We start from the raw sequence: 12,577 nt of genomic DNA, 5'->3' as shown, positions 1-12,577 counted from the left end.
TTCCTCCTGTTCATTCTTCTTCGCATCCTCCATGCTCCACCAGTGCAAAACCAAAAAAACTGCCGAGCCCGATACTGACCATGATGGAGCGTCCCTTCCTACACACCCAGTCCTGCTCCAATCCCGAACTCAGGTTAATGAACGGGTCGGTGGAAAAGGTATGTCCGATTCGCTGAATGTTATCCAGATATATCCGTTCAAGTCCAACTCCCGTACGTCGCGAGAATTCCTTCCAGGTAGTCCAGTTCACATTATGGGGAAAAATATGATTCACATCTTCGAAACTCAGGCCTTGCGTTGACAGCAGCTCTTCCATCCCTTGAATGATATGGTCCACATACAATCGGTTAAATGCCGAGATCTCATCGGCGGTTGCATGATAACCAGTATGGAACCGGGTATCTCGCAGCACATGCGCCGCCTGAACGACATGCTGACAGCTCTCTCTGCTCAATAGAACAGCTACGGCAGAATCACCCAGAATGGCCGATTTGCGCAGATAGCGCCATTCGGGAGGCAAAAAATTGAATTGATCCGCACAGATCAACAACACATTCCGAATGTGAGGCTGCGTTTGCGAGATTCGCTCAAGCCATTGAAGAGCGGCTATCGACGATGCACAGTTCATTTGGGATATGCCATAGAACGGTACATGTTCAAGCCCGAAGCGCTGAAGGACACGCTGCACAAGCCTGTAATCGCTCGGTGTCTGCACCTGAAAGGAATGGACATAGAGAACAAGGTCGATTCCGGAAAGGGCAGGTCTGGTCTGGAGCCGTTCCACAGCCTGTGCGATCGTATCGTCAAGCATCTGGCCCGGTTCCGTTACAGGCACACCTTCCAGGCGGTGGTACTTGCGCAGAAACTGAAGCTCGCCTTTTCCAAGCTCCAGGGCAGCCAGCACCTCTTCCGGCTGCTGAATCTGTTCAGGCAAATAGACGCCAATATCCACAATACCGAACCCCAATGTTCTCCCTCCTTCTGCGATTAGTGTCCATTCATACTCCATTCACAAGTTCGGATCAGCAAGGCGTGAACAAACGAATCCGTCTGCTCCAGATGCATAAGACATATGTACTCGCCCCCGTCCTTCTCTTCCAGTAACTCCTGTAATGCGAAGAATGGCGCTGCACTCCAGCGCGATGGATCATAATAACTCTTCGATCCACACTCCCTGTACCAAGCAGCCTGATTGCACAGCTGCTCCAGATCAGGATGGATGAGCAGGTTAATCTGATTCCGGTGAATGGATGCCCTGACACATAATCGATCAAGTACCATCTCCGCAGTATCGGCTACGGAATGCTCGGCATGTCGCATCTCTACACCAAGCAGGGAAGGTCCTACGCCTGTCATCCGATCAAGGTATATGGCTGCGGCCGTGTCCGGTCCAGGCGGCGAAACAAGTTCCATCGTTTCATAGGGGAGAGCCGTCTGATCCATGACCAGCAGCATGCCTTTCATGTAACCTTCTCTGCCCAGATAATGCTGAAGCATGTGGAGCGCCGCAAAAGGAGCACCAAAACCAAGATCATTTACAGCAAAACTGATAAAACGGGCCTGATAACGATCCATCAAATAATTCACAATTGATATATCCGGGCGGGTATTCGGAAAATTGTATGCCAGCAGCAACACATCCACATCCTGCATGACCCGATCAAGTCCCGTCTCTTCCAGCAGTTCCACACTCATCTCGTGATAGGCATTGTTGTTACGCCCCTGCAAAAGTTGAACGTCGTACTTGATCTGAGTACCTGCAAGCATATCTTGATGAAATCGCAGCAGTTCCGGATGTTCGAACGGAGGCTTCTTCTCCGAGAACAACCTGACTCCCATCTCCCGTATGGCAACAGGCGAAGCCATCAGGCCGCAATGAGCTGCTTCTCAATATAAGCAGCCAGGGAGCCTACCGTATCAAATACATCGGGCTCCAGATCATCCGGGTCAATCTCCAGACCTTCAATCCGGTCTTCCAGCGTCATCAGTAGTTCCAGAACCGAGGTCGAATCCAGGTACAGCTCGTCAAATAAAGATGTGCTTAATTGAATATCCTCCCTGGCTTCCGTATTCAACACTTCAGCAAGGGCACCTTTGATCTCTTCAAGCAATACTGCAGTTGTCATGATCATCATCTCTCCTCATCAATTGGTTATTGCCGTATGGGATATTTTAATCAAGCGTTGCTTGGACAGTAGATCCTGCGGAGTATCCCGCTCACGGATCAAGTGAGCCTCCCCAGCGACAATCAGCACTTCCGCCGGACTTCCATGACTCAAAAAGTGTGTGGGAGAAGCCGTTGGTCCGTAGGCCCCCGAATGAAAAACACCGATTAGATCGCCCCGTTCAACAGGAGGAAGCAATACCCGTTTCCCAACAACATCATTCGGCGTACATAAGGGACCCGTAATATTGTATTCGGCTACAGGGGACTCCCCATAACGCGTCAGGGAGGCAATCGGAAAATTACGCTTCACGTAAGAACCTGTGCCCACCGCCGCCATATGGCAGTTCGTTCCACCATCGGTTACGACGAAGTGCTCTCCATACGATTGCTTGACGTATAGAGCTCGACTGACCAACATACCGCAGGTGCCTACCAGATATCGCCCAAGCTCCATGAACAGCCGGGTGTTGGTATGACTATGCCGAAACGATTCGAACATTGGATTCAACTGTTCTGTCAGTGCGGCTATGGATAGGAACTGCTCACCTTCATGGTAGGGCACGCCCAATCCCCCGCCTACATCGACCATACGCAGCGTGATATCCAGCTCGTTCTCGATTCGATCAGCCAATTCCAGAATATGGCGGGTATTCTGAACGATCGGCTCTACATCCAACATGCGGGTTCCCATGTACACGTGAAGTCCCATGATCTCCACATGGGAGAAGCTCTCGAACTGTTCTTTCCCCTGGAGCACACTTTGTTCATCCATACCAAACTGACGTGGTTTGCCACCCATGGTCAGCCTGGAGCCTTTAACAGAAAAGGATGGATTCACTCGCAGCGCCACCGGCACGATTCGCCCCTCACTTGCAGCGATGATCTCTATGCGCTCCAGCTCCTGGAACGATTCACACACGATCGCATATATGCCCAGACGTATGCATGCCGTAATCTCGTCATCGCTTTTTCCGGGTCCAAGGAAAATAATGCTTTCTGCTGCTACTCCAGCCTGTACAGCCGTATGCAATTCGGCCAGGGAACATACCTCTGCCTGTGCTCCCATCTCCCGGAGCATGTGTACGATCGAAATATTGGGATTGGCCTTCAATGAATAGAACAGCTCCACTTGAGGCGTAAGCAATCCCCTAAGCTCCTGATACACCTGCTGCAACACATCCCCGTCATATACATACAGCGGGGTCCCGAATCTCTCGGCGATGTCCGAAACAGGCAACTGCTGAATCTGATATTCCTTAGACACTCACATCACCTCATTAACGGAAGATAGGACGGCTTCTATCGCTTCGTCGATCACTCCCAGCCGTTCAGGGGAGGACGCAATAATCACGCCATACAGACGTCCGGAGAACAAGGTCCCCTCACTTCTGAATGCCGCATTGACTGTGGCAAAATTATTAATCAATAATCCTTCGCCGCGTTCCGGTTCGAACATCAACGTACCCAACCGGGAACGAAGTACTCCGTATTCCAGCAGGTGATTGAGCCGGAGCGTATATTTTTTCGCCAATCCACATTGATCTTCGGGCAGCCATTGATACTGAATGTTGGTCTGATAGGTAGACATATTAAACCTGGCATTTATCTCAAGATTGGGCCAGATTGTACCGTCCTCGTCCAGAATGGCGTCCATGCCGGCAATGCCGTAGTATCCATCTCGATACAGAGCTGCTCCAATTCGCATGGCCGCTTCACGAATAACCTCAAGTTGAACATCGTTGAGCCGCGAAGGCATGAGATGCCCTTGATGTACGCCTTGCTCTACCAACGATTCCTTTACGCCAAGAAACTCGACTCCACCGGATCGATCGATGAGAATCTGGTAATTCAGGTCACAGATTTTATCAATCCATTGTTCAAGCACGTAGTTGATTTGTCGAATTCCTTTTTTGCTAGCCTGTTTCTCCAGCATGCTCATGCATTTGTGAAACCTGGCTTCATCGGTGATGACGGTAATTCCCTTGCCTGATACACCCATGGAATCCTTCAGCACAAGGCGTCCACCCTGCTCTAGAACGGCCTTTAGCTGATCGAAACCAGACACCAGTTCATCCAAAGACGTGCATTCAACGCCTGGAATTTGGCGAATACCCAGCTCCGCGTTGAGACGGCGGGAATACCCCTTGTCATTCACCCTGCGGAAGATATCTGAAGATGGAACAGCCAGCGGAATGCCGGTTCGTCGGGAGAATTCCTCTTCCTGATCCGAGGTTCCAAAGGGAACCAGATAAACATTCGTTCCAGCAGCCTGTGACAGCTCTCTCAGCTTGTCCATTGTCCTTGGACAATTCAGAAGATTCGCGGTAATGTTCAGTGCCGGATCATTGTGCTCCACCGTTATGCATCGGGAGCGACCAAACCCAAGCGCCTGTGCATCTGCCATGAATCCCTGATTCGGCGGCCCCTTGAGCAGGATAATATCGTTCTCTCCGGCGAGGAAAACACCCAGTTCCTCCATCCGATTAACAACGTCCGCAGCCGAGCCTATGCTTAATGAGGGCAGCTTGAGAATACCCGTTTCACTCCAGTACTCCTCCACCTCAAAATTGTTCAGATAGATAAAAGTAACGTCATGCTGGCCCGTTAACGCCCACTTGAGCTTGCTCGAAAAATCCGTCAATACGGTGGTCAAGGCCATCCCCTCCTATTCCTGCATACTGCATCACTGCTACGCTGAATGTAACCCCAAGTCCGACCGTAACAAGCAGATAATACTCCTCTGGTTGCAACAACTTCTGCTCTAGAATGGCTTGCAGATTAATAAATGGGTCCGAACAGAAGCAATGTCCGATCTCCTGTACGTTGGACGTATATATGCGTTCAAGGGGATAGGATAAACGGATAGCCACCTTCTTCCACGAGGATAGATTCACATTGTGTGGGACGATGTATCGAATATCCTGCAGCGCCAGACCCGCCTGCTCCACGGCTGCAACAATGGCTTCACATAACCGAGGCGTGTAGATTTCCTGAAACTCCCTGAGAATCTGCGGGGTTCCCGTTAGTACATTACAGAATTGGCCCAGGGTAACACTCGTCAGTCCAACGACACGACTTCCGTTACCCTTGTTACCCACCAGCACGGCGGCTGATGCCTCTCCCATCACGGTGGTATTGGGGATCAATTGCACAACGGGACTAAAGGTTTTTTCACCTGTCAAAATTAAAATATGATCATCCGCTTCCAATGAAGGCAGCAATGTCTCGGCAACATTCAGGGCAATTAAACCCGATGCACAGTTCTGCTGCGTAAGCGAAAACGCGATGGCATGCTGCAACCCGTAAGCCCTTTTCAGGGCTTGCAAAACTTTCATAGGAAAGGGGAAATTTTCCTGAATTGTGTGGCAATAAATGATATACTTAATCGAGTTAGGAGCGATCTCCGGGTTATTTACCACCTGGGTTAATACGCGCCCAAGCAACGAAGCCAGATCTCCATCCCTGTCTTGCCGAACCTGTTTCAAACCATGAATTTTTTCCAGTACCTTCGTCTGGGCATTATTGAGTCCCAGCACCTCGTTCAGTTCCCTGATCGGCACAATGTGCTCCGGAATGTAAGACCATATTTGCTTGATATGCATCGGCTTCAGACACCTCGTTATCACTAACGTACGAATCTCACTGAAATATAGGGAGATAAAGAGCTTCCGCAGAAGCTCCCATCTATGAATCTAGCGTAATGCAATAAGTAAGTAGGAAAAATCAGGCACGAGCCGCCGCTGCTGCACGAGCTGCTACAGCACGAGCCGCTACAGCACGAGCTTCAACTGCGCGAGCGGATACCGCGCGTGCACTGACTTCACGTGCCTCGCCCAGTACATTCGTTTCCAATTGTGCTGCTTCAACTTCTTTGCGCTTCAGTTGCTCCAGTGTAATGGGAGTCGCTTTAATGACCATTCATATCTCCTCCTTTCATCTTGGATACTCTGATTCTATAATCTCCCAAATTGGATTTAAACTGTAAATGGAGGTAAATGAACCTCTCACTCTCCTTACCCCTGCTTCTGCACGTTCGATGGACCCAACATACCAATCACATCTCCATTCCAATCAAACTATATTCAAGGGACGGTGAACGATCATGCTCGGACCCAAAATCCGGCAAATCCGGGAGCAGCTTGGACTGTCTCAGAAGCAACTGGCAGGTGAGGATATGACGCGTTCTTACATCAGCCTTATCGAAAAAGGTAGAGCCGTTCCCTCGCAGCGTATGTTAAAAATCATTGCCAGGAGACTTAATACACCCATGGAGTTTTTTTTGGGAGGAAGTGTATCGACAGATTCGGATATTGGTGAGGCTGTGTTGGAAAAGGCCAAAGCCTGTTACGCCGAGCAGAATGATTCTGCCTGCATCCGCATAGCTCGTAAAGTGCTGACACTGACGGAGGATACATCGGATCAGTCTGAAGCCTACCTGCTCATTTTGCGAAGTCACAACAGACTTGGGGATTATCGACAAGCCTTGGATGAAGGGGAAAACGCAGCATTTACGGTCATTCGAACGGGGGACAGGGAACGTATTGTTGAATATTATCTGGAAATGGGGAGAGCGGCTTTTCATGCAGAGCTGTTTCATGCTGCCCGGAAACATTATGAACAGGCGTATACGTACAGCAGCAGACTCAAACATCTACAGGAAGAACACATCCAATCGCTGACCTTTCTTGGCACAACTCATTTAAGACTAGGCAATGTGAATGAGGGGTTAAACTACTATCTCAAAGCGGAGAAGGAAGCCCAGATGGCCGGACAACCGGAACTGTATGGCGAGATTACGCTGGGTTTGGGCAAAGCCTATTATATGTCCGAACAGGACGGACACATGCTGCTAAGTTATGACTGGACCAAGAGATCCGTACAGGCCTATAAACAGGCGAGCAGCGAATCCTACGTTCTGGCACTTCACAACCTCGCCGTGATCCAGCTTCATATGGGGCAAAAAAAAGAAGCCCTCCCCTTGCTGGATGAATGCGCACGAATTTACGATAAACGCAATCTTCCCCACAAGAAGGCTTCCATATTAGAGGAAATCAGTAAAGTTTATTTGGAACAGCGTGAGCCAGAACAGGCAGAGGCCATCATCAAAGAAGCCCTCCAACTGCTGGATAAGCAAGATGAAGGGATGCTTCGTGCCAAACTGTATCGCTTGCTGGGTATTGTATTTCATGAGAAAAACAACAGCAATGAAGGTTATTACTTTTTAAGAATGAGTCACGATCTGCTTAAACGCATCTCTGCAAATCGCGAGGCTGACATCAGCCATCAACTCCTCCTGCTAAGCCTGCAAGAGCGTAAAATGAACTACGAAGATTATAAGTCATTTATCAAATAAAAGCGGATACCTTCTTCATCTAACAACTGAGGACATAGGGAAATGAACAGATGGATTTTAGGGTCTCTGAACAGGGACCCCACTTCCGGGAATCCACGGTGAAAGGGCACAGGATCAATCTCATCGAACAGGTACAGGATCATTCAGCTCCAGCAGCGTTTCCGTAGATACGGCATGCTTTTGTCCCTGCTGACCACTAAACTTAGCCGATCCTGCATGTGCTCCCGAAACATGAAGCTGTCCTGCAATAAAAGGTAGAAGCATGATGGTAACCATGCAGAGTTCACTTGCCATTGTAACGTATTTGCTTCCTTTACTCTCCATGCTCATCTCTCCTCATGTCTATAATCGGGTAGCATAGTCCACCATCGATTCCTGGCAACCTAAGACGTATTTTACGGATAATTGCAATGACTTTAAATACGTTAATCCCCATTTACCTCTACTTGCACATGAAACTCATGTATAAAAGGTCATATGATCTTTGTCTTCGCGATAATAATCCAGCCTTTGCTTCATCGTACCTGTATGCAGTTCGAACAGATGACCATCCGGATCGGTAAAATATACAGATAATGCATCCCGTGGATCTCTTGGCCTTCCGGGCAGAATGTCCGCCCCCGCTGCTCGCAGCTGCTGCACAGACGCGTCGAACTCCTCTTCTGTAACGGTAAATGCAATATGGGTATAGGTTCGTTCCGTATAGTTGCGAATAACATCCTCCTGATTCAGGGCAATCCACAGACCGGCAAGCTCAAAATAAGCCAGTTTGCGTCCTTTCACCTGAATTCGGGCACCGAGAGCCTGCTCATAAAAGGTAATGGCCCGCTCCAGATTGGATACGGAAAAGCACAAATGATTAATTCCTTGAATATTCATGTGGCTCCTGACACCTCCATCGATTTAAGGATCTATCCTTATTATGGTATATTCTGCGCAAAAAACAACCGCTCTGCTGTTTCCTCCCGCACCTTCTTCTGGGCGAATGCATAGGTTATCCGTATCAATGAACATTCGAGGAGGATGTAAAGCGAATGAATCCTGTCTATCCTTTTTATGGTGAGAAAACGGTATGCAAGGAGCAAAAGCTGGCATTTCCACCCCAGCATCAGGACCAGCAACCCGGTCTGGAAACCCTGATGGTGCCTGAACCGATCAGTGAAGATCCTGCCTATATCGGCAGCTGCAAACTCCAAGGTAAAGTTGCCATTATTACGGGTGGTGACAGTGGAATCGGCCGGGCGGCCGCCATCGCTTTTGCCAAGGAAGGTGCGGATATCGTCATTGCTTATCTATATGAACGGACAGATGCCGAAAGGACTCGTGAACGGATCGAAGAACTAGGACAGCGCTGTCTCTTAATCGAGATTGATCTCCGCTTAAAGAAAAACTGTGAAGCCGTCATTCGCACAACCATGGAAACCTACGGGAAGATCGATATTCTGGTCAACAATCATGGCGTACAGTATGTGCAGCCAAGCATCGTTGATATTACAGAAGAGCAGCTGTATCACACCTTTCAGACGAACGTGTTCGCCTATTTCTTTCTGATTCAGGCCGCTCTCCCCCATCTGTGCAGAGGTGCCTCCATTATCAATACAGCTTCCATTACAGCATATAAAGGTAATACCCAACTGATCGACTACTCTTCTACCAAAGGAGCCGTCGTATCGCTGACTCGTGTACTCGCCCAATCACTCGCTGCACATGGAATCCGTGTGAATTCCGTCGCCCCGGGACCCATCTGGACACCGCTCATTCCTGCCAGTTTCTCCGCTGAGGATGTACAGGTATTTGGAACAGATACACCCATGGGTCGAGCTGGTCAGCCTTACGAACTGGCGGCAGCCTACGTTTATCTCGCTTCCCGCGATTCATCCTACGTCACAGGTGAATGCATTCATGTAAATGGCGGCGATATGGTAACGACATAGGCTGATGTCAGGTTGGATTTGGCAGGTGTGGCAGGATATCGGTTGTTCAGTTGCGAAGAGGGTTAGGAGTATGATCCGGTTATGCCGGAGCCTGACATCTAGCGACAAGGAGCTGAACAACCTGATGAACTTCGATCCACTCTACCAACCGTATCCCTCTTACCGCGTGCCTGTGTATGCGAAACAAGGCATGGTCGCCACGTCTCAACCACTGGCTGCACAAGCCGGTCTGGATGTATTGAAAAAAGGCGGCAATGCCATCGATGCCGCCATTGCAACTGCGGCAGCACTCACGGTGCTGGAGCCAACGTCCAATGGCATTGGAGGCGATGCTTTTGCCCTCGTCTGGACCGAGGGCAAACTGCATGGCCTGAATGCCAGCGGCCCTGCGCCTCAGGGCATATCCATTGAGGCGCTTCAAGCGGCAGGCCATACGGAGATGCCGAAGCTCGGGGTTGTTCCGGTGACGGTGCCTGGCGCACCGGCGGGTTGGGCTGAGCTGAGCCGCCGTTTTGGGCGGCTCACGCTGGCGGAAGCGCTGGAACCGGCCATCCGCTATGCGGAGAAAGGTTATCCGCTTGCGCCTGGGCTGGCCCGCCACTGGGCAAGGGCAGCCGAGATCTATGCACGCCAGGGTGATGCGGAGGCAGGGCGTGCGTGGTTTGAGACATTTGCTCCAGGCGGGCGTGTTCCCGCAGCTGGAGAGATGTGGCGCTCGCCGGATCATGCGGCGACTTTGCGCCAGATTGGCGAGAGCGAAGCGCGAGACTTTTACGAAGGAGAACTGGCAGAGCGCATTCATTCCTTTATGGCAGAGCACGGTGGTTATCTGACTCGCGAAGATCTGAAGGCTTTTCAGCCGGAGTGGGTTGATCCCATCTCCGTCTCCTATCGTGGTTACGATGTATGGGAGATTCCGCCGAATGGACAAGGATTGATTGCTCTCGCAGCGCTTAATCTCCTGAAGGGATATGATTTTGACGAGAAAGAATCCGTTCTGGCGTATCATCAGCAACTAGAAGCCATGAAGCTGGCATTTGCCGATGGGGAGAAGTATATTACTGAAGAACGCAAAATGGGTGTGACGGTGGAGGAACTCCTGTCCGAGGCATACGCGGAAGAACGGCGCAAACTCATTGGTGATACCGCACGAGCACCTGAGGCAGGTGATCCACGTGCAAGTGGAACAGTCTATCTGGCTACGGCGGATGGTGAAGGCAATATGGTTTCGTTTATCCAGAGTAACTATATGGGCTTCGGCTCTGGATTGGTTGTTCCGGGGACAGGCATTGCTTTGCAGAATCGTGGACACAACTTCTCACTGGACCCTAATCATGCCAACGCCCTGGAGCCAGGCAAACGAACGTATCATACGATCATTCCGGGGTTCCTCACCCGTGGCAGTGAAGCAGTTGGGCCATTCGGTGTCATGGGTGGTTTCATGCAGCCGCAGGGTCATGTGCAGCTGGTTATGAATACGATCGATTATCACCTGAACCCACAGGCCGCCTTGGATTCTCCGCGCTGGCAGTGGACGAAGGGCAAAACAATTCTCGTGGAACCGGGTTTCCCGCAGCATATCGCTCAGGCACTCGCCCGCAAGGGACATGATATTCAAGTGGCAGTTGATCCATCCCAGTTTGGACGCGGTCAGATCATCTGGCGCAACCCGGACAATGGCGTATTATGCGGGGGTACGGAAACCCGAGCTGACGGCTCGATTGCGGCTTGGTAAAACTCGCGTCATTTTTATAATAGGATGATCACCTTATCATCCGTATAGGGTGAAATTTTAAGGCACAACAGAGATGATTCATGTTATCTCTGTTGTGCCTTTTTTCGACTTCCAACATCAGTAAACAACATACTGTAGATATTTATGTACCCTTTTAACCAGAGAAATGTAAAAATAATGTGTAATTCATGAAAAATACTTATTTTTTCGTAAATTTTCACTACATACCATAAATCACAGTGCCTTTCTGACCGATATAGATAAAGGGAAATCCTCACCATACGTGTCATCATGTACACGTCATTCCCTGGAGCTAAGGAACCATGCAAAACAGAAAAATGCGACTACAGAAATGAGGGTACCACACATGAAAACAAACAAGAACAGACGCGCAGGTCTAGGTCTCACCCTAATGATGATCCTGACGGTACTGATCCTGGGGGCATGTTCAGCCAACAATACAACAACGGCAACAGACAAAAGAACAAAGGTTGGGATCGTGCTTACGGAAGTGGGTCTGGGTGACCGTTCTTTTAATGATGCTGCTTTTGATGGACTGGTTCAGGCCAGAAATGAGAAAAGCATTGTCTTTGACTATCGTGAACCGGGCGACAATGCCGAAGCTGCATTTGAAGAGTTTGCGCAAGCCAAATTCGATCTGGTTATCGGCCTGAGTGATGCTGTCCAAGCGGATATGGAGAAAGTTGCAGCCAAATATCCTGACCAGCAGTTCCTCATGATTGACAGTCAGTCCGAACTGCCTAACATTGCCTCCATTTCATTCCGGGCGGAAGAAGGAAGTTATCTGGCAGGTGTTATTGCCGCTATGGCTTCAACGGAAGATCATGTTGGCTTCCTTGGTGGAATAGAGATACCGGTCCTTCGTAATTTCGAGCAGGGTTTTAAACAAGCTGTTCTGGCTGTCAAGCCGAATGCAACCGTTGATGTCGTCTACGCAGGGGACTTCGGCAATGCCGAGCTGGGTGAACAACTGGCTACAGAGATGATTCAGGAAAAGGGCGCTGACGTGATCTACGTTGCTGCCGGTCTCACAGGCGTAGGCGCACTGACGGAGATTCAGAAATTAGGGAAATACGCCATCGGTGTAGATACCGATCAATTCTTTTTGGCGGAAAAATCCATTCTTACGTCCATGCTGAAAAATGTGGATGTCTCTATCTATAATGCCGTTAACACGTTTGTTCAAAACAATCATACCTTCCCTCAAAAGGAAATCGTGGAGGGGCTGGCGGAGAACGCCGTGGGTCTGACTGCTCTACATAATATCACGCTCAGTGATGAACAACAGCAAACCTTCGAAGATCTGAAGGCAAAGATCTCTTCCGGTCAAATCAAAATTAAGCTTGATCAATAACCCATCGGATACA

Annotated in this window: 13 protein-coding genes; 4 read left to right on the top strand and 9 right to left on the bottom strand. The window is 49.7% G+C overall.

Annotation, left to right across the window (positions count from 1 at the left end):
• Positions 1-10: 10 nt before the first annotated feature.
• The 7 genes from MHI48_RS02825 to MHI48_RS02795 form a co-directional block, all read right to left on the bottom strand.
• A complete protein-coding gene (locus MHI48_RS02825; RefSeq protein ID WP_339196788.1) occupies positions 11-967 on the bottom strand; it encodes a 3-oxoacyl-[acyl-carrier-protein] synthase III C-terminal domain-containing protein in 957 nt (318 codons plus the stop codon).
• 20 nt (positions 968-987) lie between these two features.
• Positions 988-1,839, bottom strand: coding sequence for a hypothetical protein (locus MHI48_RS02820; RefSeq protein ID WP_338707663.1), 852 nt, complete (start codon positions 1,837-1,839; stop codon positions 988-990).
• Between the two features lie 26 nt (positions 1,840-1,865).
• Positions 1,866-2,126, bottom strand: coding sequence for an acyl carrier protein (locus MHI48_RS02815; protein WP_036672144.1), 261 nt, complete (start codon positions 2,124-2,126; stop codon positions 1,866-1,868).
• Between the two features lie 18 nt (positions 2,127-2,144).
• Positions 2,145-3,431 (bottom strand): diaminopimelate decarboxylase, encoded by a 1,287-nt coding sequence (lysA, locus tag MHI48_RS02810; RefSeq protein ID WP_036672146.1) that lies wholly within the window; start codon positions 3,429-3,431, stop codon positions 2,145-2,147.
• Positions 3,432-4,820, bottom strand: coding sequence for an ATP-grasp domain-containing protein (locus tag MHI48_RS02805; RefSeq protein ID WP_405142937.1), 1,389 nt, complete (start codon positions 4,818-4,820; stop codon positions 3,432-3,434). It lies immediately after the preceding gene.
• Positions 4,759-5,769: a 3-oxoacyl-[acyl-carrier-protein] synthase III C-terminal domain-containing protein gene (locus tag MHI48_RS02800; RefSeq protein WP_051449819.1), complete on the bottom strand. Its 1,011-nt coding sequence runs from the start codon at positions 5,767-5,769 to the stop codon at positions 4,759-4,761. Before MHI48_RS02800 ends, MHI48_RS02805 begins: the two co-directional genes overlap by 62 nt.
• A gap of 121 nt (positions 5,770-5,890) precedes the next feature.
• A complete protein-coding gene (locus MHI48_RS02795; RefSeq protein WP_036672150.1) occupies positions 5,891-6,085 on the bottom strand; it encodes a hypothetical protein in 195 nt (64 codons plus the stop codon).
• Positions 6,086-6,269: 184 nt separating this feature from the next.
• On the opposite strand from MHI48_RS02795, the gene MHI48_RS02790 reads away from it, so the two are divergent.
• On the top strand, positions 6,270-7,520 hold the full coding sequence (locus MHI48_RS02790) for a helix-turn-helix domain-containing protein (protein ID WP_036672152.1): 1,251 nt from the start codon (positions 6,270-6,272) through the stop codon (positions 7,518-7,520).
• A 120-nt stretch (positions 7,521-7,640) separates the two neighbouring features.
• Here MHI48_RS02790 and MHI48_RS02785 read toward each other — a convergent pair whose 3' ends face one another.
• Together MHI48_RS02785 and fosB are read right to left on the bottom strand one after the other, a co-directional pair.
• Positions 7,641-7,844: a hypothetical protein gene (locus tag MHI48_RS02785; protein ID WP_036672153.1), complete on the bottom strand. Its 204-nt coding sequence runs from the start codon at positions 7,842-7,844 to the stop codon at positions 7,641-7,643.
• A 135-nt stretch (positions 7,845-7,979) separates the two neighbouring features.
• Complete coding sequence (gene fosB, locus MHI48_RS02780) at positions 7,980-8,399, bottom strand: metallothiol transferase FosB (protein ID WP_036672156.1); 420 nt, start codon at positions 8,397-8,399, stop codon at positions 7,980-7,982.
• 155 nt (positions 8,400-8,554) lie between these two features.
• On the opposite strand from fosB, the gene MHI48_RS02775 reads away from it, so the two are divergent.
• The 3 genes from MHI48_RS02775 (at position 8,555) to MHI48_RS02765 (ending at position 12,564) form a co-directional block, all read left to right on the top strand.
• Positions 8,555-9,454: a glucose 1-dehydrogenase gene (locus MHI48_RS02775; RefSeq protein WP_036672159.1), complete on the top strand. Its 900-nt coding sequence runs from the start codon at positions 8,555-8,557 to the stop codon at positions 9,452-9,454.
• Between the two features lie 124 nt (positions 9,455-9,578).
• The gene (locus tag MHI48_RS02770; RefSeq protein ID WP_036672217.1) at positions 9,579-11,189 is read left to right on the top strand and encodes a gamma-glutamyltransferase family protein; all 1,611 of its coding nucleotides are present in this window, start codon (positions 9,579-9,581) and stop codon (positions 11,187-11,189) included.
• A 367-nt stretch (positions 11,190-11,556) separates the two neighbouring features.
• Positions 11,557-12,564, top strand: a complete 1,008-nt coding sequence (locus MHI48_RS02765) for a BMP family protein (RefSeq protein WP_405142933.1) — start codon at positions 11,557-11,559, stop codon at positions 12,562-12,564.
• Positions 12,565-12,577: the final 13 nt, after the last annotated feature.

Origin of the sequence: Paenibacillus sp. FSL H7-0942 (genome assembly GCF_045040715.1) — a bacterium.
Classification (GTDB): Bacteria; Bacillota; Bacilli; order Paenibacillales; family Paenibacillaceae; genus Paenibacillus; species Paenibacillus amylolyticus.
This window is presented reverse-complemented; position numbering and strand designations above follow the sequence as displayed.